Origin of the sequence: Bacillus sp. FSL K6-1145 (assembly GCF_038003425.1) — a bacterium.
Taxonomy (GTDB): domain Bacteria; phylum Bacillota; class Bacilli; order Bacillales; family Bacillaceae; genus Bacillus; species Bacillus pumilus.
Genome location: NZ_JBBOPC010000001.1, coordinates 2,585,975 through 2,608,361 on the forward strand (window position 1 = coordinate 2,585,975; position 22,387 = coordinate 2,608,361).

General features: G+C 41.5%; 22 protein-coding genes. 8 read left to right on the plus strand and 14 right to left on the minus strand.

From position 1 onward, the window contains the following. Window positions 1-15: 15 nt before the first annotated feature. From MHH41_RS13065 to sppA, 14 genes are all read right to left on the minus strand, one after another. Window positions 16-1,338 (minus strand): CBS domain-containing protein, encoded by a 1,323-nt coding sequence (locus MHH41_RS13065; RefSeq protein ID WP_003216834.1) that lies wholly within the window; start codon window positions 1,336-1,338, stop codon window positions 16-18. 145 nt (window positions 1,339-1,483) lie between these two features. Continuing rightward, the gene (locus MHH41_RS13070; RefSeq protein ID WP_050943583.1) at window positions 1,484-2,167 is read right to left on the minus strand and encodes a metal-dependent hydrolase; all 684 of its coding nucleotides are present in this window, start codon (window positions 2,165-2,167) and stop codon (window positions 1,484-1,486) included. A 66-nt stretch (window positions 2,168-2,233) separates the two neighbouring features. Next, entirely contained in the window at window positions 2,234-2,989 is a 756-nt protein-coding gene (locus MHH41_RS13075; RefSeq protein WP_044139333.1) for an SDR family oxidoreductase, read from the minus strand. Window positions 2,990-3,095: 106 nt separating this feature from the next. After that, entirely contained in the window at window positions 3,096-3,998 is a 903-nt protein-coding gene (locus MHH41_RS13080) for an aminoglycoside phosphotransferase family protein (RefSeq protein ID WP_340866430.1), read from the minus strand. Window positions 3,999-4,116: 118 nt separating this feature from the next. Further along, complete coding sequence (gene argH / locus MHH41_RS13085; protein ID WP_003216440.1) at window positions 4,117-5,490, minus strand: argininosuccinate lyase; 1,374 nt, start codon at window positions 5,488-5,490, stop codon at window positions 4,117-4,119. Continuing rightward, entirely contained in the window at window positions 5,487-6,698 is a 1,212-nt protein-coding gene (locus MHH41_RS13090) for an argininosuccinate synthase (protein ID WP_003216486.1), read from the minus strand. Before MHH41_RS13090 ends, argH begins: the two co-directional genes overlap by 4 nt. Window positions 6,699-6,871: 173 nt before the next feature. Continuing rightward, complete coding sequence (locus MHH41_RS13095; protein WP_340866680.1) at window positions 6,872-7,387, minus strand: MogA/MoaB family molybdenum cofactor biosynthesis protein; 516 nt, start codon at window positions 7,385-7,387, stop codon at window positions 6,872-6,874. 104 nt (window positions 7,388-7,491) lie between these two features. Then, window positions 7,492-8,676, minus strand: coding sequence for an acetate kinase (locus tag MHH41_RS13100; protein WP_003216471.1), 1,185 nt, complete (start codon window positions 8,674-8,676; stop codon window positions 7,492-7,494). Between the two features lie 229 nt (window positions 8,677-8,905). Further along, window positions 8,906-9,880 (minus strand): class I SAM-dependent methyltransferase, encoded by a 975-nt coding sequence (locus tag MHH41_RS13105; protein WP_003216620.1) that lies wholly within the window; start codon window positions 9,878-9,880, stop codon window positions 8,906-8,908. A gap of 88 nt (window positions 9,881-9,968) precedes the next feature. Further along, complete coding sequence (gene tpx / locus MHH41_RS13110) at window positions 9,969-10,469, minus strand: thiol peroxidase (protein WP_003216787.1); 501 nt, start codon at window positions 10,467-10,469, stop codon at window positions 9,969-9,971. A gap of 112 nt (window positions 10,470-10,581) precedes the next feature. After that, on the minus strand, window positions 10,582-11,034 hold the full coding sequence (ytfJ, locus tag MHH41_RS13115; RefSeq protein WP_003216488.1) for a GerW family sporulation protein: 453 nt from the start codon (window positions 11,032-11,034) through the stop codon (window positions 10,582-10,584). 14 nt (window positions 11,035-11,048) lie between these two features. Next, on the minus strand, window positions 11,049-11,756 hold the full coding sequence (locus MHH41_RS13120; RefSeq protein ID WP_340866431.1) for a DUF2953 domain-containing protein: 708 nt from the start codon (window positions 11,754-11,756) through the stop codon (window positions 11,049-11,051). Window positions 11,757-11,855: 99 nt separating this feature from the next. Next, window positions 11,856-12,377, minus strand: coding sequence for an RDD family protein (locus MHH41_RS13125; RefSeq protein ID WP_050943577.1), 522 nt, complete (start codon window positions 12,375-12,377; stop codon window positions 11,856-11,858). A 14-nt stretch (window positions 12,378-12,391) separates the two neighbouring features. Then, on the minus strand, window positions 12,392-13,393 hold the full coding sequence (gene sppA / locus MHH41_RS13130) for a signal peptide peptidase SppA (RefSeq protein ID WP_012010881.1): 1,002 nt from the start codon (window positions 13,391-13,393) through the stop codon (window positions 12,392-12,394). Between the two features lie 445 nt (window positions 13,394-13,838). Here sppA and MHH41_RS13135 point away from each other — a divergent pair, with 445 nt between their 5' ends. The 8 genes from MHH41_RS13135 to MHH41_RS13170 all read left to right on the plus strand — a co-directional run bounded on the left by MHH41_RS13135 (window position 13,839) and on the right by MHH41_RS13170 (window position 22,358). After that, the gene (locus tag MHH41_RS13135; RefSeq protein WP_003216672.1) at window positions 13,839-14,642 is read left to right on the plus strand and encodes an NAD kinase; all 804 of its coding nucleotides are present in this window, start codon (window positions 13,839-13,841) and stop codon (window positions 14,640-14,642) included. A gap of 252 nt (window positions 14,643-14,894) precedes the next feature. Then, window positions 14,895-16,337 carry a DEAD/DEAH box helicase gene (locus MHH41_RS13140; protein WP_340866432.1) on the plus strand — a complete coding sequence of 481 codons (1,443 nt, stop codon included), beginning with the start codon at window positions 14,895-14,897 and terminating at the stop codon, window positions 16,335-16,337. 190 nt (window positions 16,338-16,527) lie between these two features. Beyond that, window positions 16,528-17,583, plus strand: a complete 1,056-nt coding sequence (locus MHH41_RS13145) for a fatty acid desaturase (protein ID WP_284906631.1) — start codon at window positions 16,528-16,530, stop codon at window positions 17,581-17,583. Window positions 17,584-17,699: 116 nt separating this feature from the next. After that, complete coding sequence (locus MHH41_RS13150; protein WP_003216252.1) at window positions 17,700-18,836, plus strand: sensor histidine kinase; 1,137 nt, start codon at window positions 17,700-17,702, stop codon at window positions 18,834-18,836. Beyond that, entirely contained in the window at window positions 18,833-19,432 is a 600-nt protein-coding gene (locus MHH41_RS13155; RefSeq protein ID WP_058015072.1) for a response regulator transcription factor, read from the plus strand. The genes MHH41_RS13150 and MHH41_RS13155 overlap by 4 nt, the downstream gene beginning before the upstream one ends. A gap of 201 nt (window positions 19,433-19,633) precedes the next feature. Next, window positions 19,634-20,554, plus strand: a complete 921-nt coding sequence (locus MHH41_RS13160; RefSeq protein WP_003216500.1) for an iron-hydroxamate ABC transporter substrate-binding protein — start codon at window positions 19,634-19,636, stop codon at window positions 20,552-20,554. Between the two features lie 110 nt (window positions 20,555-20,664). Further along, on the plus strand, window positions 20,665-21,354 hold the full coding sequence (locus MHH41_RS13165; RefSeq protein WP_226805363.1) for a response regulator transcription factor: 690 nt from the start codon (window positions 20,665-20,667) through the stop codon (window positions 21,352-21,354). Further along, window positions 21,354-22,358 (plus strand): sensor histidine kinase, encoded by a 1,005-nt coding sequence (locus tag MHH41_RS13170; protein ID WP_340866433.1) that lies wholly within the window; start codon window positions 21,354-21,356, stop codon window positions 22,356-22,358. Before MHH41_RS13165 ends, MHH41_RS13170 begins: the two co-directional genes overlap by 1 nt. Window positions 22,359-22,387: the final 29 nt, after the last annotated feature.

The following is a 22,387-nucleotide window of genomic DNA, read 5'->3' on the forward strand; positions in this document are numbered from 1 at the left end:
GTCTTTTTCAGCAGATTATCCTCTCTCCATGAGCTGCACCATCAGCATCGCTTTACCAACGATATTCGATTGATGATAAACCTCTACTTCCAGCTTTCCAAACTTGCGTCCTACTTCTAAAATATTTGGCTTGATCTGTATCGTGGATTCCATTTGAACTGGTTTTAAGAAGTAGACAGAGAGACTTTCGACAATCAGCTCCCCTTTTTTATGAGACTTTAAGAAGCGGTTGGCGGATTCAATTAAAATTTGCGTGAACACGCCATATGAAATGTTTCCGAGCTGGTTTGTCATTTGTGGTGTGACCTCATATTGATACACGGCATCTGCCTTTGGTTTTTCTGTATCGGTCTCTTTAAACCCTCTTGAGACAACATCATCCAGTTTTTCTCCGACCTGCGGCTGCTTTTGAATCATTTGAAGCGCCTTCAGCACGTCCTGACGACTGATCATTCCAATCAGTTTCGCATAATCATCTACAACAGGCAGCACCTCAATGCCTTCCCATACCATCATTTGAGCAGCAGAAGCGACAGAGGTTTTTCCAATGACTGTCAGTGGGTTTTTCGTCATGACCTTTTCAATCGGTGTGGAGCGGTCATGCCCCGCGATATCCTTTGAGGTGAGAATGCCGTGAATTTTCATTTGGTCGTCTGCGACCGGAAAGCGTCCGTGGCCAGTTTCATAGTTCTTTTCATACCATTTTTCAAGCTTATCCTCTGGTGATAAATACACTGTTCGTTCTATCGGCGTTAAAATATCTTCCACAAGCACAATCTCTTTTTTTATGAGTTGGTCATAAATGGCCCGGTTAATGAGAGCTGCTACGGTAAATGTATCGTAGCTTGTCGATAAGATCGGCAGCTCAAGCTCATCTGCGAGCTGAATGATTTCATCATCTGTTGAGAAGCCGCCCGTGACCAGCACAGCTGCTCCTGCCTCTAATGCTTGTCTATGGGCATTGATCCGGTTTCCGACAATTAGCAGGTTTCCAGCTGCCGTATAGCGCATCATCGCATCAAGCTCCATCGCTCCGATGACAAATTTGTTTAATGTTTTATGTAAGCCCGCTCGTCCTCCAAGCACCTGTCCGTCAATCACATTGACCACTTCTGCATATGTCAGTTTTTCAATATTTTCTTTTTTCTTCTGTTCAATTCGAATGGTACCAACTCGTTCAATGGTACTGACGAATCCTTTATTTTCAGCATCCTTGATGGCCCGGTAAGCTGTCCCTTCACTCACTTTCATTTCTTTCGCAATACGCCGGACAGAAATTTTCTCTCCGACTTCTAATGAATCAATATACGATAAAATTTGTTCATGCTTTGTCGCCAATCCCGTTCACCCTTTTTGTTTTCAGCGTTTTCATCTAACTTTCATTATAAGGGCAGGAGGCTTTTAATAGCAATTTGTCTTTTTTCAGCGCGATACATGTAAACAAAAAAGCCGGCATTTGAGTGCCAGCTTTTTGCTATGTTGATTAAATCTCGATCGATTCTCCGCTGTTTAACACATGACCGACGCCGCCATGGAGGCTGTCTGCAAATGCATGTGGGTCCTGCTCAATCGGCGGGAATGTGCTGTAGTGAATTGGCACGACTTGCTTCGCCCGAAGCCATTCGGCTGCGATTCTTGCATCGTCCGGTCCCATCGTGAAGTTATCACCGATCGGAAGGAATGCAAGCTCAATATGATTCAGCTCACCGATCAGCTTCATATCTGAAAAGAGTGCAGTGTCTCCGGCATGATAAATCGTTTTGCCCTCTGCGGTAAATAGAATACCTGATGGCATGCCTGTATACGTAATCGTTTTGGCATCTTCATCAATGATAGCAGAACCATGGAACGCTTGAGTGAGCTTCACTTTACCAAATTCAAACTCACGTCCGCCCCCAATCGAAAGCGGGTGCGTTTTCACCCCCTGCCAGCTTAAATAAGTGGCAAGCTCGAATGGCGCAATAACAAGCGCATCATTGTTTTTGGCGATTTCAATGGTGTCACCGATGTGATCTCCATGCCCGTGCGTGAGCAAAATGACATCCGCTTTGACATCTTGCGGTTTGATATCTGTGTGCTTATTTCCATTTAAAAATGGATCAATCCAAATATGGTATCCGTTTGTTTCAATGTGTACGACTGAATGTCCGTGATATGTAGCTTTCATGTGAGTATATCCACCTTTCGAATTTGATCTCATTTCATCTATTCCCTGTATAAAAAACTGAAAAACTTAATGTCTGTGAATGACGTTAAGACCACCTGTTGCTTCAATAACGGTTCCTGTAATCAGATCAGAGCGGTCATCGCATAAAAAGGAAATGATGCGCCCGATATCTTCTCCAGTACCAGACCTGCCAATCGGCGTTTCATCGTCTTTCATCTGGCGTGCTTCTTCTATTGTCGATTCTTTCATGTCTCCAACGATTTTGCCTGGACAAACCATATTGGCTGTGATGCCATTTTCGGCTTCTTCAATCGCAATGGTTTTCGTCAGTGACGCCAGCCCCACTTTTGCTGCTCCGAAGGCTGATCTGTGCATCCATCCCGGCGCATGGTCTGCGCCTTGAAAGCCATATGTGACAATTCGGCCGAAGCCTTGCTTTCTCATCATTGGGATGACCATACGGAACAAATGGAACACAGCAGATAGGTTGCCTTCCATCATTTGATACCATTCATCTTCGGAATAATCCGCTAGTTTTTTTCGTTCAAAAATATAAGGTCCGGCATTGTTAATCAAGGCATCGATCCGCCCAAATCGCTCGGCTGCCAGCTCGACCATATTTTTTAAATCTTCTTTGTTTGTCACATCGCCTTGGACAAATTGAAGCTTCTCTTCATATTGCTGCAATTCTTCTTTCATCTGGCGCACAGCTTCATCATCACTTCGATAATTTACTGTCACAGAATACCCCATATTCAGTAAAGACTCGGTGACTTTCCTGCCAAGTCCCTTAGAACCCGCTGTTATTAATGCGTGTCGCACACAATCTCCTCCTAAAACAAAGGTTGCAAGTTCATGTGTTTCTTTTGTTATCTTTACTTTACTATAAACCAGCATCTGGCGCACTTATGAACCCTTTCTGCTATTTCTATTTAGAATGAAAAAATGAAGGATGATTCATCCACTTTTGGATATCCCACGAGCCATGAATATCAAGAAGCAGCGAAACAAAACGGTAGCATTCTCTCACCTCATAAAGCTGGCGAGGAAGCGGGCAAATCTCTTCATAGCCCAACTGAACATCGTGTGCAGCTTCTTTCGTCAAAAGGTATTCCAATGCAATAAAATCAAACGCAGCTGGTCCAAATACGACGTATTCTGTATCAACTAGACTCGTCACTTGATCATACTTTTCAATATATTGCGACGGATCTAAATCAATTAAAATGAGACTGGCTGAATCAGGAGGACTGAGGTGGTCTAGCTTTTGCTGCACCATTTCTCCAAAGCACTGAAATTCAGGCTGATCAGCGTAATAGCGGCTTATAAGTTTAGACACAGCCCTTTTTAAAAGAGCATGGAATTCACTCAAATGTCTCTTTTCTGCTCCGTATATAGTACCGAAGGAGTGAGTTCGATGTGAATGAAGATGTGCTAGCTTCCTCCCGTAATCCAAATAGAAATCTGATGAACATCCCTTAAAAGATGTTAAAGGTGTTCCTTCTACTTTTTCCATGACATCATAATGTCTCCCCGCCATCTTCACTTTACGAACAACTTCCGGAATATGAAAGGAATTCGTATGAGCCAGCTTTTCATTGATTTGATCGAGATGCTCTTGTCCCATATCGGCATTGACCCCATAGATCATGTTGATCCCATATACAAATTCACTTTCTGCTTTTGTCATTTTAGGAGATTTCACCACATATTCCGTTTTGTCTTGTAAGGAGATCAGCCACACATCATTGGCCCGTCCGTCGTACTGTTCTCCTAACGTCTTAACTGAGGCGATGGGCTGGTCAAACAAAGCCTGAAGCGTTTTCTTCATGGACTGCTGTCACTCCCTCTTTAGCTTGGCACTGGTATGCTTTCATTTTCTCCAATGATGATCAATTTCCTTATTCCATTACAAAAAACCATCCGTATAAACGAATGGTTTTGGTCAGTTATGCTAGGCAGGCTTTTGCTTTTTCTAAAGCGAGCTGAATTTGTTTAAATCCAGTTCCACCTGCGCTTGTTCTTTTTTCAACAGCAACATAAGGATCAAGAACGGTGTAAATGTCTTCTTCAAAAAGATCGCTCGCTTCTGTAAATGTCTCAAACGGAAGATCACTTAAGTAGATGCCTTTTTGAATGCATGTATACACGAGCTTGCCAACGATTTCGTGTGCTTCACGGAATGGCATGCCTTTTTTCGCAAGGTAGTCTGCCACTTCGGTAGCATTTGAGAAATCTTCTTTCGTTGCTTTTTTCATGACATCTTCGTTCACTGTCATTGTTTGAATCATGCCTGTGAAGATTTGCAGGCTGCCGGCGATGGTTTTGACTGTATCAAACATGCCTTCTTTATCTTCTTGCAGGTCTTTGTTATACGTAAGCGGCAAGCCTTTCATAATGGTGAGAAGCCCCATCAGGTTGCCATACACACGGCCTGTTTTCCCGCGGATCAATTCTGCCATATCCGGGTTTTTCTTTTGCGGCATCATGCTGCTGCCTGTTGCATATGTGTCATCAAGCTCAATGAATTTGAATTCTTGAGAGCACCATAAAATGATTTCCTCACAAAGACGCGAGAGGTGCATCATGACAAGGCTGCTGTTAGACAAGAACTCTAAAATGAAATCCCGATCACTTACGCCATCAAGGCTGTTTTCGTAAATATGATCAAAACCAAGCAGCTCCGCTGTATATTCACGATCAATTGGGAATGTCGTTCCTGCTAGCGCTCCGCATCCGAGTGGAGACACGTTAATTCGTTTCAAAGAATCTTGAAAACGCGCTTTGTCACGCTCTAGCATCCAGAAATAGGCGAGCATATGATGCGCAAAGGAAATAGGCTGTGCACGCTGTAAGTGCGTATAACCTGGAAAAATCGTTTCAACGTGCTGTTCTGCTTTTTCCACAAGCACTGTTTGAAAGGAAGAGATCAGTTCAATGATATGCTCTACTTGGTTATTCAAATATAAATGCATATCAGTGGCAACCTGATCATTCCGGCTTCTCGCTGTATGCAATTTGCCGCCAAGCGGACCAATCTCATCAATGAGCATTTTTTCAAGGTTTAAATGGATGTCCTCATAATCCACTGAGAATTCGAGTTCATTTGCCTCTGCCTTTTTCATGAGCGTATTCAGTCCATCTTTGATGGCAGCGGCCTCGTCATCGCCTAGGATACCGCATGTATTCAGCATACTTGCATGAGCAAGGGAGCCGGTCAGATCTTCTTTGACTAATTGTTTGTCGAAATGAATGGACGCGCCAAACTCATCGACCCATTTTTCTGGTGTTTTTTGAAATCGGCCTCCCCAAAGCTTTTTCATGCTTTAACCTGCTCCTTTTTATTCACGATGCTGTTCACTTTTGTTGGTAAGCCCCAAAGGTTAATAAATCCTACCGCTGCATCATGATCGAATTCATCTGCTTTTGTGTAAGTTGCTAAATTTTCATCATAAAGTGAATATGGTGATTTACGTCCTTCAACAATGGCATGGCCTTTAAATAGTTTTACACGTACAACACCTGTTACGTTCTGTTGTGTTTCCTGTAAGAAAGCATCTAGTGCTCCTTTAAGAGGTGAGAACCATAATCCGTTGTATATTAATTCAGCCATTTTTTGTTCAACGATTGGCTTAAAGTGTGCGACTTCCTTCACTAGCGTTAAGTCTTCAAGCTCTTTATGTGCTTTTAGAAGTGTGACAGCACCTGGGCATTCGTACACTTCACGAGATTTAATGCCTACAAGACGGTTTTCAACGTGGTCGATTCTGCCAACCCCATGCTGACCAGCGACTTCATTTAAATGAAGAATAAGATCTGATAAGGAATACTGAATACCATCAATAGCTGTTGGTTTTCCTTTTTCAAACGTGATTTCAATGATTTCAGGTGTGTCAGGTGTTTTTTCAAGTGGCGTCGTTAAATCATACGCTCCTTCTGGCGGTGCAGCCCAAGGATCTTCTAAAATGCCGCACTCGTTACTTCTGCCCCAAAGGTTTTGGTCGATTGAATATGGGCTGTCTAAGTTAATCGGAATTGGAATACCATGTTTTTGTGCATAATCGATTTCTTCATCACGAGACCATTTCCACTCACGCACTGGTGCAAGAACTTCTAGGTCTGGATTCAACGCTTTAATGGATACTTCAAAACGGACTTGGTCGTTTCCTTTTCCAGTACATCCGTGCGCAACCGCTACTGCATTTTCTTTCTCTGCGACTTCCACTAGTTTTTTTGCAATAAGTGGACGAGATAATGCAGATACAAGCGGATATTTCCCTTCATACATCGTGTGTGCTTGTAAGGCAGTTAGTGCAAATTCCTCTGCGAATTCTTCTTTTGCGTCAATCATGTAAGACTGAACCGCTCCGACTTGAAGTGCTTTTTGTTGAACGAATGCTAAGTCTTTTCCTTCACCTACGTCTAGGCAGCAAGCGACGACTTCGTATCCTTGCTCTTGTAACCATTTAACTGCAACAGAGGTATCAAGACCTCCGGAATATGCTAATACGACTTTTTTATTTTGTGACATGATTGAAAAGCTCCTCTCACTTGTTTTGATTCTGCGAATGTTTTTTGCATAAAAATAAGTTTTAATTTATAAACATGCATTTAGTATGTATACACTGTAACAAGGAAAAATTGTTTTTTCAACCCCTTTATGAAAAAAACTCCGCCAAATTTTCTTGGCAGAGTCATTTTGGGCTATTTTTGATCCTTTTCAAGCTCTCGTAAGACGTGAGGAAGCTCTGGAATGATGAGTTTTGTCATGGCTAAACGAACAGCTCCAGTAGAGCCTGGTGTGGCAAAGACGGCTTTTTGATTGACGACCCCTGCCGCTGCCCGGGACAACATAGCGGCTGAACCGATGTCTTCTGTATAGCTTAGCATGCGGAAAATTTCGCCAAAGCCAGGCAGCTCCTTGGAGAAAAGCGGGGTGATCGCTTCAATGGTGACATCCCTTGCGGCAATTCCTGTGCCTCCGTTTAACAAGACGGCATCTATTTTTGGTTCGCTTGTTCCCTCTAGCACAGCGTCTTGGATCGCTCCAATGTCATCTTTTACAATATCATATGCAAGAATGAGATGTCCCTGTTCTTTAAGCAAATCAATCATCAGACGGCCGCTTTTATCTGTTTCTTTCATTCTTGTATCACTGACCGTAATGACTTTCACATAAAGCCTCGCTTTCGCCTCACGTTTATGTTCTGTCACGCCCATTTTCGCACCGCTCCCTTTTGCTTCGTATTGGACAACATTATAGCATGCTGCTTTTAACAGAAAAAAGCTCTTTTCCTTATTGGAAAAGAGCTTCTTCATTTTGATTACGCTAAGCGCATAACGTCTCTTGCAATCATGACTTCTTCGTTCGTTGGAATAACGATCACTTTTACAGGAGAGTGCGGGTAGCTGATGAATGCTTCTTCGCCTCTCATGTTGTTAAGAGAAGGATCCCAGTAAACGCCCATGAATTCTAGACCACGAAGGACACGTGCTCTTACTTCTGAACTGTTTTCACCGATTCCAGCTGTGAAGATGATCGCATCTACGCCATTCATTCTCGCTGCATAAGAACCGATATATTTATGAATACGGCTTGCAAAAATATCAAGAGCTACTTCTGCACGGTCGTTTCCTTCTTCTGTTGCTTCTTCAATATCACGAAGGTCACTTGATAGACCAGACACACCTAAAAGACCACTCTTCTTATTCAAAGTTGAAAGTACTTCTTCAGCTGTATGTCCTGTTTTCTCCATAATAAATGGAATAAGGGCAGGGTCAATGTTACCTGAACGTGTTCCCATTGCAACACCCGCAAGCGGCGTGAAGCCCATTGAAGTATCGATTGATCTTCCGCCTTCAACTGCTGCGATACTCGCACCATTTCCAAGGTGACAAGAGATCAGACGAAGCTCTTCAAGAGGACGGCCTAATAGCTCTGATGCACGCTCTGTTACGAACTTATGGCTTGTCCCGTGGAATCCGTATTTACGAATACCAAAGTTTTTGTAGTAGTCGTACGGAAGGCTGTATAGGTAAGACTGCTCTGGCATTGTTTGGTGGAAAGCTGTATCGAACACAGCAATCGCTGGTACGTCAGGCAGAATTTGTTTGAATGCTTTGATTCCTACAACGTTTGCAGGGTTGTGCAGTGGTGCTAGCTCTGAAAGCTGATCAATGTCATTGATGACTTCATCAGTTAAAAGAACAGAGTCGCTGAATTTCTCTCCACCGTGAACAACACGGTGTCCTACGCCATCAATTTCATTAAAGTCTTTGATGATGTTAAATTCAATTAGTTTTTCAAGTAGCATTTTAACCGCTACTGCATGATCTGGAATATCTGTGACTTCTGTTTTCTTTTCTCCATCTACAGAAATCGTGAAGATACTGTTGTCCATTCCGATTCTTTCAACAAGACCTTTTGTTAAAACGGTTTCTTCTGGCATGTCGAACAATTGGAATTTAAGAGATGAGCTTCCTGCGTTGATTGCAATAATTTTAGACATTCTTGTCGCTCCTTTTACTCAGTTGTTATATAAGGTTTCACGTTTTTTCCGGTGCTATATTCAACCTGTATGACGGGTCTTTTATAGTTTAACGATAAGTCCGAAAAATATCTGACTTTTTCATTTAAACATTGAAAACTTTGCATTTCAAGTGCACCTTCGAACTGTTATCGCTTACATCGATAAGTCGATATTTTCTGAATAATAAAAAAGCCAGACATCACTCTGGCTATTCTTTCGTTTCTTTTTCTTCTATAAACCATTGGTCTAATTTTCTCATTACACCCAACATTGATTCTTTTTGTGAGAAAGACGGTAGATTGGCAAACAGCATCCGTTTTGGTGCTTCGAGCCCTTCCTTTTTCTTTTGCATCACAAACAAGCTTTTGGCGTGCTTTTTGTCCTTGAACATGGAGACCGGCAGCTGAATTAATGCATTCATATATGCATGATCTTTGATAAAGTCCTTTAATTGCACGCTTTCTTTTCCTTCAAACAAATCGTTTGGAATGATGAAGAACAAGAAGCCGCCTTCTTTTGTATAACGAAGGCTTTGTTCAATAAATAAATAATGCGCAAAGGCATGTCCTTCTTTTGCCTTTAATTCATAGTCTGCTGCACGCTCATCATTTGGATAATAACCAACTGGCAGACTGCATACAGTGACATCTACTGGAGAGATCAAAAGCGGCTCAAGACTGTCTTGATGGAAAAGCTCGACTTCCTTCTCTTCCAAGTTCGCCTGTGCCCATGCAATTTTAATGAGGACATCATCAATTTCAGACGCAAAGCCGCGCTTTGTTTCTGCAGTCAGATTATTTAAGACAGCAAGCAGTAAGTTCCCTGTTCCTGCTGCTGGATCAAAGACAACTAGCTCTTTTTGTCCTTCTAAAAATTTATTCACCAAGTAGCTGACAAACAGCCCGATCGTATCTGGTGTCATCTGACGATTTGGATGGGAAATATCCTTTTGTCCTTTCAATACGGCGAGCTGAAACGCTTTACGAATCTGCTCATGATCATAAGAGGCAAAATCTGCTTTCTCTATTAAATCCTTTAGTAAACCGTCTCGATCATTTGCTTGGAAAAAGGCTTCTCCTGCTTCAGCTAATGCCTCAATATAGGAAATGCTTTGGTCCTTTTTTAATCGAATAGAAGCTGTATCGAGCAGCTCGAAAATCGTACTTACTTGATCTTTCTGCAATGCTTTTCTCTCCTCGCTTTGTTAAAAGCTATATGTTCTCATTGAAAAGAGCCCCAGTATGAAGCCGGAGCTCTTGTCGATGCTGCTTTTATAACAGTGATTTTGCAGCTTCAATGGCTTTTTCATAATTTGGGTGATTCGTTGCTTCGCTTACGTATTCAGTGTAAACCACTTTCCCATTAGGGTCTAATACGAAAACTGCACGCGCCAATAAACGCAATTCTTTCATATACACACCGAATGCTTCACCAAATGACATATCTCTGTGATCAGATAATGTTTCGACATTTTCAATTCCGTTTGCTCCGCACCAGCGTGCTTGTGCAAATGGAAGATCTGCACTAATTGTATAGATATTGACCGGACCTAAACCGGCTGCCTCTTCATTGAAACGTCTTGTTTGTGCGTCACACACACCTGTATCAATAGAAGGAATCACTGAGATGATCGTCACTTTTCCTGTTAAATCAGAAAGTGAAACTTCCCCTAGTGAGTTCGTTAATACCGTGAAATCCGGAGCCTGCTCGCCTACTTTTACTTCATTTCCTACAAGCGTGACAGAACTCCCTTTAAATGTGATCGATGCCAAAACAATTCCTCCCTTATCAAATGTATGGTTCTATCATAGTAGAGAAAGCAAAAAACTGCAAAGCCTAATCTTCGCTTTTGAAAAAAAAGTTAACTGCAGCGCAGCTAACTTTTTAAAGGTCTATGTCATCTAGTTTTCGTTCTTTATGACGGTTCTCCCGTTCATCCTTCTTAAACATGTGCTGAAGACGTTCAATTGCTTGAGGAGCAGAATCCAATATTTTATCAAGCAGATGTGTATGTTCATCCAAATGAAGCATTCGAACGCCGTTTGTTCCGACAATTAAGAAGGCGATTGGTGTAATAGACACACCTCCGCCGCTTCCTCCGCCAAATGGGAGTCTCGGTTCTTTTCGTTCTTGATCATCAGAACGTTTTTCTTTCTTTTGGTTCCCGTTAAATTCACTGCCGCCGGCTGCAAATCCAAAACCAACCTTCGACACAGTGAGGATGACACTGCCGTCAGGGGTTTCGACTGGATCGCCGATGATCGTATTCACATCTATCATTTCTTTTAAGTTTTCCATCGCTGTCTTCATAAGACCTTGGATTGGATGATCTGCCATTTTCGGGTTCCTCCTTAAACAGATGATTCATTCTTCGTTGCTTGAAGAGAGGCATTTTTTCTCGCCTTTCTTCCTTTTAACCAATGAACAAGTAAACGAATGGCTGCAAGCATAGCATGTCCAATACGAAAATAAGCTATACATGTAAACTGGGTCTGTGACACATTGTGCTGAAAGGCAGGAATGACTTCATATACCGGTTTATGCTTAAAGGTGAGATGCTCCTGCATAAAGGCAAGTAGTGCTCCTTTCACTGACCATACACCACCAGCTGCTACACCTGTCAAAGCAGCGTCATGAAAGCCGATCCATGTTGACCAGTGAAACGAGACAATCTTTACGTGGATGAAGAATTTACGCATGATCCGGTTTAAATCGACGATCTCTTTTGTGATGCGCTCCATTTGATGAAGGATTTGCTTCATATCACGTTTTCCCACTTTTTTATGTATGGATTCTTTTTCGTGACTAGGGGTTTTGGCGCTCGCCATTTTCTTTTCACGTATATCAATCGTTTGATCCTCTGGATTGACCCTCACCATCGGAATGTCTTTTTTGAGTCTGATGATTCCATATAAGGTGATGATCTTCAGTGCAAGATGGTCATCGTCATTTGCATGTGAATAATCCAGTGAAATGGTCACTTTCATGAAGATTAATAAGATTCCAAGGAACAAAAAAGCTGCGATCCAAACGTAAAGCACTGTGCTCACTTCCTTCATAACAAATGATGCTTCCTCTACGATTATGGCTCTCATTCTGGATTTTATACCCAATCATAAAAAAAAGAGTTTGACCGGTACCCGGCCAAACTCCTCTGATTATACGTTTGCTTCTGTTTTTTCATATAGGTGTTCATGGACGACCACCGTATCAGCAAAGTAATCATGAACCCCTTGCTTTTTCGGTGTGAATCCAACAACAGCATAGAGAACAAAGAGCGTATTGATATAGCGTCCTACAATCTCTCTAAAGAAAATGACATCCCATGCCAGCTTCTTTTCAGGTTGAAGTGAGACCACTTTGATTCCAAACACCATTTTCCCAAGTGTTTGCTGAAAGAATTTCGTCATGATGGCGAAATAAAGCAGGAATACAATCGTCGTTGTGACGGAGAATGGAGAAAACCATCCTCCTCCTTTGGACCAGCCGAACAGACTAAAGATTGGAGAAACCGTCAAATGGTTGACACCCCAGACGACGAGCCAATCAAGAATAAACGCCCAAAACCTAATCCAAAAGCCTGCAAACGCCTGTGCTTCAATCACTGCACGTTTCGCAAGAGCCGGATTCGATTCTTCTTGGCTACGGCTTTCGGTTACTTCATCGAATGTAGAATCCATCTATGATCCCTCCTTTATTTTGAATAGAGATACATCGGTTTAGACCCATTTGAGCCAGCCAGTGTTTCTTTTAGATTGAGAAAATCAATTTCACTTTTAAAGAGTTTGCTTGCGCTCATATTGAAGAGAGAGTTCCAGCCAAAGCTTTGAGAATAGCTGATCACTGTCGCTCCTTTTAACCCTTTTTCATTTTTCTTCATTGCTTTGATTGCATCTTCATAATATCCAAGCTCATCGACTAATCCGTTCGATTTCGCCTGTGTTCCGTCATAGACCCGGCCGTCAGCAATTTTCTTCACGTCTTGTTTTGACATGCCGCGTCCTTCAGAGATCACTTTGACAAATCCTTCATACGAATTATCAACCATGCTTTGCATGATGTCGCGCTCATCTTTTGTCATGTCACGATTTGGTGACATGATGTCTTTGAATTTTCCGCTCTTAATTGTTTCGTATTTAATACCTAAATTATCTGCCAGCTTTGAATAGTTCAAGCTTTGCATGATCACACCTAACGATCCTGTTAATGTTTCAGGTGAAGCAAAGATTTTTTTGGCTGGAGTTGATACGTAGTAGCCGCCAGAAGCTGCCATAGAGCCCATGGAGACGTAAATCGGCTTCTTCGCTTTTTTCACTTCTTCTAATTTTTTATGTATTTCTGCACTTTCATAGACACCGCCGCCAGGAGAGTTGACGCGTAGCAGTACACCTTTTACTGAAGCATCATCTTTCGCTTTTTCTAGTTCCTTGAGGAATGCACGATGATCATAGCCTTCTCCGCCTAATAGACTTGATGCGCCGCCATTATCTTGAATGGTTCCATTAATCTCAAGAACCGCTATTTTTCCAGCACCGCTTCCATCCTCTAGTACCTTCTCTTCTATTTCATCCCCAAATTGATAGCTCATTTTATTGTCATTGAAGCTTTCATACAAAGCCGTCGTGACACTAATCACAATTGAAAATCCGAAAACTCCAAGTGCAATGATTAACGCTACCCATCTTTTCGCATTCATCTTTTTCTCCTCCTTTTTGTCTCTCTTCATTGATACGAATATTCACATGAAATGTTTCACAGGAATTGTGGTTTTTTTACATTTCATTTCATCATATGATAGCACCTCTCTTCTTTCACGATCAACTTTACATCGTCTGCCAAGAGATACGTGTGACGAAAAATTGGCTTTTTTATCCTCTCTCTGCACCTATTAGGCTAGGTCTTCACCACAACAAAACACCTAATCCACTCTTTCATAAGAAAACAGCTATTCAATTATGCTCAAATTCTGCCCTTTTCAAATCCCTTACATTGACTCATTTCTAAAAATGAATGCCACCATCATGAAGGTTTTTCTAATGTTTTTACTTTCATATGAAAAAAGTGTAAAATGTGAGCAAGGCTTCATATGTAAGCCCTTTATTACTTTAAATCTACTTTTGACAACGAAGGGGAGAACGTCAATGACAGACAATCGTCGCAATGTATTTTTCTTTTACAAAAAAGATCATGAATTGGATGGACACATTTCTTCTCTGGAGAAGCTCGCTACTGATCAAGGCTTTCAAGTCGTCAAGCGTGCAGAGGATGCCCATATTATTGCTTCAATTGGCGGAGATGGCACATTTCTTCAAGCAGTCCGCAAAACGAACTTCCGGGATGACTGCTTATATGTAGGGGTATCAAAAACAGAGAATTCGCATCTATACTGCGATTTTTCATTAGAACATTTTGATAAAATGATTGATGCCATGAACACTGAACAGATTGAAGTGAGAAAATATCCGATCATTGATGTAAGCGTTGACAGTACCAATCAATTTCATTGCTTAAATGAACTGTCGATCCGCTCAAGTATTATTAAAACATTTGTGATCGATGTGTATATAGATGATTTCCACTTTGAAACATTTAGAGGAGACGGAATGATTATTTCTACTCCGACTGGCTCAACAGCCTACAATAAATCGGTAAACGGCGCCGTGGTTGATCCGATGCTCCCTTGTATGCAAGTTACAGAGCTTGCATCGCTAAACAACAACTCGTACCGTACACTGGGCGCTCCTTTCATCTTAAGCAGTGACCGCAAGCTAACGCTGAAGGTTGTGCAGGACGGAAACGACCATCCGATTATCGGGCTTGATAACGAAGCGCTTGGCACAAAACACGTCAAACAAATCGACATCGGCCTTTCAGGAAAAGTCATTAAAACGGTAAAATTAAAAGACAACTCCTACTGGGAAAAAGTAAAACGCAGATTCCTTTAATCAAAAAGCTCCTTTATGGGGCTTTTGTTTTCTTTTCAGCGTGATAGAAAACCTTTGAAGTCTAGGAAGAGTGAGCACCGGAACGGAGCGAATTTTACATTCGTGAGTACCGGAGCGCAAATCTGACACCGAATGCGAGGGTTTGTCTACACGCTGAAAGCTCCTTTACGGGGCTTTTTTTCATGTTTTTTCATTCACGGTCATGATTATGGTATGATGTCACAAGTATGAATGTACGAAAAGGAGAACACGATGACATTACAACAATTTGATCAATATCCATTAAGCGATGATTTAAAACAAGCGCTAAAAGCACTTCACTTCCATACACCTACACCTGTTCAGCACGAGACATTATCCGTTGCTTTTTCAAGGCAGGATCTGATCGTCAAATCTCAGACTGGCAGTGGCAAGACCGCAGCCTATGGTCTGCCGATTTGTGAAATGGTCGATTGGGCTGAAAATAAACCTCAAGCCCTCATCCTCGTTCCAACGCGAGAACTCGCCATGCAGGTAAAACAGGACCTTACAAGCCTTGGACGATTGAAACGAATTAAAGCCGCAGCCATTTATGGAAAAGCCCCTTTTCAAGCCCAAAAAGTAGAGCTTGCACAAAAAAACCACATTGTGTGCGGAACACCAGGACGAGTCTTGGATCACCTTGAGAAAGGTACTCTTTCCTTAGAAAACCTTAAATTTTTCGTGTTAGATGAAGCGGATGAAATGCTGAACATGGGATTTATTGAGCAAGTTTCTTCTATTATTGAGTATCTGCCGCCAAAGCGCATGTCAATGCTCTTTTCAGCGACCATGTCTGATGAGATGAAGAAATTAAGTGAACAGTTTTTACAATCACCAAAAGTAATTGAAATTGCACGCGCGGAAACGTCTGTACCACAAATCACCCACACCGTGATTGAAACGGAAGAAGAAGCGAAATTCTCTCTTCTTCAGCGTACGATCGTCATTGAAAATCCAGATAGCTGCATTATTTTCTGTAATACACAGGATCGAGTCAATGAACTCACGATGAAGCTGGATGATTGGGATGTGCCTTGTGACAAAATTCATGGAGGCATGAGACAGGAAGACCGTTTCGCTGTTATGGATGAATTCAAAAACGGGGAATTCCGTTATTTGATCGCAACCGATATAGCAGCCCGGGGCATTGATGTCAGTGACATGACACATGTGATTCATTATGACCTCCCCTATGAAAAAGAGCGCTATATTCACCGAACAGGAAGAACAGGCAGAGCGGGAAAAAGCGGAAAAACCATTGCGTTTATGACGAAAAATGCAAAACCTCTGATTGATGAATTAAAAGAGGAAGCAGGTATTGATTTCAAAACGCAGCCTTATCCAACAAAGGAAGATGCAGAGCAGCATGTAGAAGGCTTTGAAGAAAAGATTGAAACGCCAGTTCAAAAGGAAAATAAACAGGCGGGCGTTGAGAAAGATATTATGAAGCTTTATTTTAACGGCGGGAAGAAAAAAAAGCTGCGGGCCGTTGATTTCGTTGGGACCATTGCCAAAATAGAAGGCGTTGCCTTTGATGACATTGGGATTATTACCATTCAAGATACGAAAACATATGTCGATATTTTAAACGGCAAAGGCCCTCTTGTGCTAAATGCTATGCGCCACACAACCATTAAAGGCAAGCAGTTAAAAGTTCATGAAGCACGTTCATAAAAAAGTGAAGGCTAATCGCCTTTACTTTTTTATTTAAAATAAAATAAGCTTACAAACCCTGATACCATCAGCCTTTCCTGCAATCAACATGACAAATGTCATATCGAATACATGATGGGTGCTACTATGAGCATGACACCTTTCCTTCTATACTTTGAAGTAGAAAGAAACGGAAAGGACTTGAACGTTCATGACGACTTCAACAAACACACAGCAGCAAGCCACTTTAAGAAAACAAGTTGGCCAATTCTCTGGTGCTAATTCGAAAAAAAGTATCATTCAACTCTTTAATACATTCATTCCATTTTTGGGGCTTTGGTTTCTTGCCTATTATAGCCTGAACATCTCCTACCTTTTAACCCTCTTCTTTGCGGTTATTGCAGCTGGTTTTTTAGTACGTGTCTTTATTATTTTTCACGACTGCTGCCACCAATCCTTTTTTAAACAGAAGCCGCTGAATCACCTGTTTGGTTTCATAACGGGTGTACTCACCCTTTTCCCTTATCTTCAATGGCAAAGAGATCATTCAATTCACCATGCCACAAGCAGTAATTTAGACAAACGAGGTACTGGTGACATTTGGCTCCTGACAGTCAAAGAATATCAAGAAGCATCTGCATGGACGAAATTTCGCTACAGATTTTATCGCAATCCTTTTGTCATGTTTATTTTAGGACCGATCTTTGTTTTTCTCTTAAAAAACCGTTTCAACGTCAAAAATGCTCGTAAAAAAGAGCGCTGGAACACGTATTTCACAAATGTGAGCATCATTGCGCTAGCAGCTGCAACGTGTCTACTTTTTGGCTGGCAGGAGTTCCTGCTTGTCCAAGGTCCAATCTTCCTGATCTCAGGATCAATCGGTGTATGGCTGTTTTATGTGCAGCATACATTTGAGGATTCTTACTTTGAAGAAGATGAACATTGGAATTATGTGCAGGCAGCTGTAGAAGGCAGTTCTTTTTACAAATTGCCAAAGCTTCTTCAGTGGTTAACAGGTAATATCGGTTATCACCATGTCCATCATTTAAGTCCGAGGGTACCAAATTATCACTTGGAGCATGCACATGAGCATAGTGAGCCGCTTCAAAATGTTCCAACCATCACTTTAAAAACAAGTATCGAATCAATGAAATTTAGACTTTGGGATGAAGAAACGAAAGCATTCGTTACCTTTAAAGAAGCACGGCAATCTAAGAAGATGCCCGCACCTGTCATTAAAGGAGACATTCTAAAGAAAAATGCATAATTGGTGCAAGCTCTTTCTTACACTAGAAGGAGCTTGTTGTCATTTACAGGATGCAACCATAAGTTGAATTTGATAAAGTAAGGAAAAAGAACGAAAACGGAAAAGGTGGCACACGGATGAAAAAACAGTTAAAAATTCAAAAATTACATGGAATTTCTCCCTATATATGGGCCATTTTTTTCATCCTTCCCTTTTATTTTATCATTAAGGCTCCTTCGACTTTAGGCATTGTAATCGGCATTATTTTGAACGTTGTCTTTTTCGCTGTCTATCGTTTTGCCTTTATCGCAAAAGGCTGGTCTTTATATGTATTAGGCCTTCTCTTGATTGCGATTTCTACTGGCTATGTCATGCTCTACAGCTACATTTATTTCGCTTTTTGCATCGCCTATTTCAATGGGCATATTAAAAGAAAAGTACCTTTCTATATCTTATACTATATTCATGTCGGGAGCGCCGCCATTGCTGTAAACTTCAGTCTGATCTTAAAAAAGGGCTGGTTTCTCACGCAAATCCCCTTGGTTCTCATTACACTCATTAGTGCCATTCTCCTCCCTCTCAGCATTCGAAGCAGGAAGGAACGTGAACGGCTCGAAGAGAAATTAGAAGATGCCAATGAACGGATCGCTGACCTTGTAAAAATTGAAGAAAGGCAGCGCATTGCACGTGATCTGCATGATACCCTTGGACAAAAGCTTTCCCTCATCGGTTTAAAGAGTGATCTTGCCCGAAAACTGGTTTATAAAGACCCAGAGCAGGCACGCGCCGAACTGAAAAGCATCCAGCAAACAGCCAGAACGTCTCTCAATGAAGTGCGGAAAATTGTTTCCTCCATGAAAGGTATTCGGATCAAGGATGAAATGTCGAACATCGAGCAAATTCTCGAAGCAGCGGGGATTGAATTGATTTATGATGAAAAGGAAGCGCCAAAACACATCTCTCTTCTTAACGAAAACATTGTAAGCATGTGCATCAAAGAGGCCGTGACAAATGTCGTCAAACATAGTGATGCGACCGTTTGCAAAGTCACCATTCATCAAAAATCAAAGGAAGCTATCATCACCGTTGAGGATGACGGGACATTTAAAGGCGATGATCCACTCTCTCCAATGAAGGGACATGGCCTTTTAGGAATTAGAGAAAGATTGGAATTTGCAAATGGGCGCCTGCGTATTGAGACAAAGGACGGAACAAAGCTGATCATGAGCATTCCAAATGATTCAGCAGCAAAAGACAAGGAGGGGATGAAATGATCAACATCTTTATCGCAGAAGATCAGCAAATGCTGCTCGGTGCGCTCGGTTCACTTCTTGATTTAGAAGACGATATGACGGTTGTTGGGAAAGGTACGAACGGCCAGGACGCCATCGATTTTGCCAAAAAACACCCTGTTGATATTTGCTTAATGGATATTGAAATGCCAGGAAAAACGGGACTTGATGCAGCGGAAGAGCTCAAAGGAACAGATGTAAAAATCATCATTTTAACGACCTTTGCCCGCTCTGGTTATTTCCAAAGGGCGCTCAAAGCTGGCGTCAGCGGCTATATGCTGAAAGATAGTCCAAGTGAAGATCTGGCAAGTGCCATTCGCAGTGTGATGAAAGGGAAAAAGGTGTACGCCCCTGAATTAATGGAAGACTTATATAGTGACGAAAACCCTTTAACAGATCGAGAGAAATCAGTCCTTGAACTCGTCGCCGATGGCAAAAACACAAAAGAAATTGCGAAGGAGCTCAGCATTAAAAGCGGCACTGTCCGAAACTACATTTCCATTATTTTAGATAAGCTAGAAGTGAAAAACCGCATTGAAGCCATTACACGCTCAAAAGAAAAAGGCTGGTTTAAATAAGAAAAAAGATCAGGACACATGCTGCCTTGATCTTTTTTTCTACCAAAAATCTCCCCTCCTATTTTTTATCACCAACTATCAAAATGTAATTGACAACAGACCGCACTTCTATGATATGATATCCAAGTGATAATAATTATCATTATCACTCATACAATCAAATACCCGGCTAATGTGCCGATTTCAAAGGAGTCTACATTCATGAAGAAAATATTGTTCCCTCTGATGCTCATCTTTGTACTTGCATTGAGCGCATGTGGCAATAGCAGCAGCTCTTCCTCAAATAAAGGAAATCAATCAACATCATCAGACAAAATTACATATGAATCTGAAAATGGCCCTGTGAAGCTGCCAGCGCACCCAAAACGTGTCGTTGTACTTGGTTCTTACACTGGTAATGTCATGTCACTTGGTGTGAACCTGGTCGGCGTCGACTCTTGGTCAAAAAAGAACCCACGCTTCCAAAAGGAATTAAAAAATGTGGAAGAAGTGTCGGATGCCAATGTCGAAAAAATCATGAAGCTAAAGCCTGATGTCATCATTGGCTTAAGCAATACAAAAAATGTAGAAAAACTAAAAAAAATTGCACCAACCGTCTTGTTTACGTATAACAAAGTCGATTACCTACAGCAGCATATTGAAATTGGAAAAGTATTAAACAAAGAAAAAGAAGCCAAAGCATGGGTAAAAGATTTTAAAGAACGCGCAGCTGAAGCTGGAAAAGAAATTAAAGCAAAAATCGGCGAGGATGCGACGGTTTCTGTGTTTGAAAGTGGCACAAAAGATCTTTACGTGTTCGGAGATGCATGGGGCCGGGGCACAGAAATTCTTTACCAAGCAATGAAACTAAAAATGCCTGAAAAAGTGAAAGAAAAAGCATTAAAGGCTGGCTACTATGCGGTTTCACAAGAAGTTATTCCTGAATTTGCTGGAGACTATATGATCATTAGTAAAAACAGCGAAATGGACAATTCCTATCAAAACAGTGAAATTTACAAGTCCATACCAGCTGTGAAAAAACATCGTGTGTATGTGGCAAATGCAGAAGAATTCTATTTTAATGATCCGCTCACACTCGAGTATCAACTATCATTCTTTAAAAAGCACTTTTTAGGTAAATAAACTGAAGCAAGGGAGCCCTTCCCTTGCTTTTTTCTTATCTGCTTCTAGCGGCAGCATCTTTTTTCCGCTACAATGACATACAAGCGAATACAAAAAGTGTGGTGCTGGTTTTGTTTAAAATTTTACTCATTGAGGATGATACAACCCTCTTCCAAGAAATCAAAGAACGTTTAGTCAACTGGTCCTATGATGTTTATGGGATTCACGATTTTCAACAGGTGATGCAGGAATTCACTTCTGTTCAGCCTGATCTCGTCATTATCGATATACAGCTCCCAAAATACGATGGCTTTCATTGGTGCCGGATGATTCGGCATCATTCAAATGTACCAATCATCTTCCTCTCCTCACGTGACCATCCTGCTGATATGGTCATGTCAATGCAGCTCGGTGCCGATGATTTTGTACAAAAGCCCTTTCACTTTGACGTGCTTATTGCCAAAGTCAGTGCTGTCCTTCGCCGCGTGCATGATTATAATGCAGAACCGGCTAGCTTAAAGTTATGGTGCGGCGCTACGATTGATCTAGAAAAAAACACCGTCACAAATGATCACGGTGAAGTTGAATTAACGAAAAATGAGTTATTTATTCTCAAGGAATTGATTCAGCATAAAAATCATATTGTCAGCCGGGAATCACTCATTCAAGCACTGTGGGAGGATGAACGGTTTGTCAGTGACAATACACTTACTGTGAACGTCAATCGCCTTAGAAAAAAACTAGATGAGATCTCCCTTGGCACCTACATTGAAACAAAAGTGGGCCAAGGCTATCTTGCAAAGGAAAAGGATGATCAATGATGCTGCACGCATTTTTAAAAGAACGAAGAAGCTGGATTCTGTTCTTTCTTAGTTTGCAGCTCCTCATTCTGTTTGTTGCTTATTTGGATACGACCATTCCAATGGCATCTCTTTTTTATATTGTGTTATTATCTACGTTTTTCATGATCGTCTTTCTCTTTTTCCGATACCGTAAAGAAACGGCGTATTATGAGCGGCTGAAAGAATGGGATGATCATATTGATCATCAAATGCGGCTCACGCCATCTTCCCCATTTGAACAGCTTGTACATGATGCGACGTCTGAGCAAATTGCCCGCTACCGAAAAATGGCAGCAGAACAGCAAATTGCCCTTGAAGAAGAGAAGGATGAATTACTCTCATGGATACATGAAGTGAAGACACCTCTCACAGCGATGCACTTGATGATTGACCGCTTAACAGAGCAGCCGCTGAAATCAAATATGACGTACGAATGGCTCAGAATTCATTTATTACTCGATGCCCAGCTGCATCAAAGCAGAATACGTCATATCGAAAATGATTTATTTATTGAACAGCTGGACCTGCAAAGCATCATAGCGAAGGAAATCAAAGCGCTCCAATCATGGTGCATGCAAAAAGGGATCGGCTTTGAACTCACGCTAGAAGAACGTCACGTATTAAGTGATACAAAATGGTTATCCTTTATGATCAGACAGGTACTCACAAATGCAGTCAAGTACAGCCAATCGTCCGATATTGCCATTGAAAGCAAGAAAATGGATGACCAAATGATGCTGACGATTACAGATCAAGGCAGAGGAATTGACCCAAGAGACCTTCCACGTATTTTTGAAAAAGGCTTTACCTCAACTAGACATCACAATGACACAGCCTCAACAGGAATGGGACTCTATTTAACAAAAAAAGGAGCAGACGCTCTTCATATCAAGATCGAGGTCAACTCCACGATAGATCAAGGCACAACCTTCACCTTCATCTTTCCGAAAAAGAATGATTTTGTGCATATTGCGAGCATGTAACAAAACAGACGAATCAAAATCTCTTCGCA

Coding starts and splice junctions, on each gene's coding strand:
- MHH41_RS13080 (WP_340866430.1), bottom strand. CDS start 3,998: ATGAAGAAAACGCTTCAGGCTTTGTTTGACCAGCCCATCGCCTCAGTT.
- MHH41_RS13150 (WP_003216252.1), top strand. CDS start 17,700: ATGAAAAAACAGTTAAAAATTCAAAAATTACATGGAATTTCTCCCTAT.
- MHH41_RS13120 (WP_340866431.1), bottom strand. CDS start 11,756: ATGAAGGAAGTGAGCACAGTGCTTTACGTTTGGATCGCAGCTTTTTTG.
- MHH41_RS13170 (WP_340866433.1), top strand. CDS start 21,354: ATGCTGCACGCATTTTTAAAAGAACGAAGAAGCTGGATTCTGTTCTTT.
- argH (WP_003216440.1), bottom strand. CDS start 5,490: ATGAAAAAGCTTTGGGGAGGCCGATTTCAAAAAACACCAGAAAAATGG.
- MHH41_RS13125 (WP_050943577.1), bottom strand. CDS start 12,377: ATGGATTCTACATTCGATGAAGTAACCGAAAGCCGTAGCCAAGAAGAA.
- MHH41_RS13070 (WP_050943583.1), bottom strand. CDS start 2,167: ATGAAAGCTACATATCACGGACATTCAGTCGTACACATTGAAACAAAC.
- MHH41_RS13140 (WP_340866432.1), top strand. CDS start 14,895: ATGACATTACAACAATTTGATCAATATCCATTAAGCGATGATTTAAAA.
- sppA (WP_012010881.1), bottom strand. CDS start 13,393: ATGAATGCGAAAAGATGGGTAGCGTTAATCATTGCACTTGGAGTTTTC.
- MHH41_RS13145 (WP_284906631.1), top strand. CDS start 16,528: ATGACGACTTCAACAAACACACAGCAGCAAGCCACTTTAAGAAAACAA.
- MHH41_RS13135 (WP_003216672.1), top strand. CDS start 13,839: ATGACAGACAATCGTCGCAATGTATTTTTCTTTTACAAAAAAGATCAT.
- MHH41_RS13095 (WP_340866680.1), bottom strand. CDS start 7,387: ATGGGCGTGACAGAACATAAACGTGAGGCGAAAGCGAGGCTTTATGTG.
- MHH41_RS13160 (WP_003216500.1), top strand. CDS start 19,634: ATGAAGAAAATATTGTTCCCTCTGATGCTCATCTTTGTACTTGCATTG.
- MHH41_RS13155 (WP_058015072.1), top strand. CDS start 18,833: ATGATCAACATCTTTATCGCAGAAGATCAGCAAATGCTGCTCGGTGCG.
- MHH41_RS13100 (WP_003216471.1), bottom strand. CDS start 8,676: ATGTCTAAAATTATTGCAATCAACGCAGGAAGCTCATCTCTTAAATTC.
- MHH41_RS13090 (WP_003216486.1), bottom strand. CDS start 6,698: ATGTCACAAAATAAAAAAGTCGTATTAGCATATTCCGGAGGTCTTGAT.
- ytfJ (WP_003216488.1), bottom strand. CDS start 11,034: ATGGCAGATCATCCAATCCAAGGTCTTATGAAGACAGCGATGGAAAAC.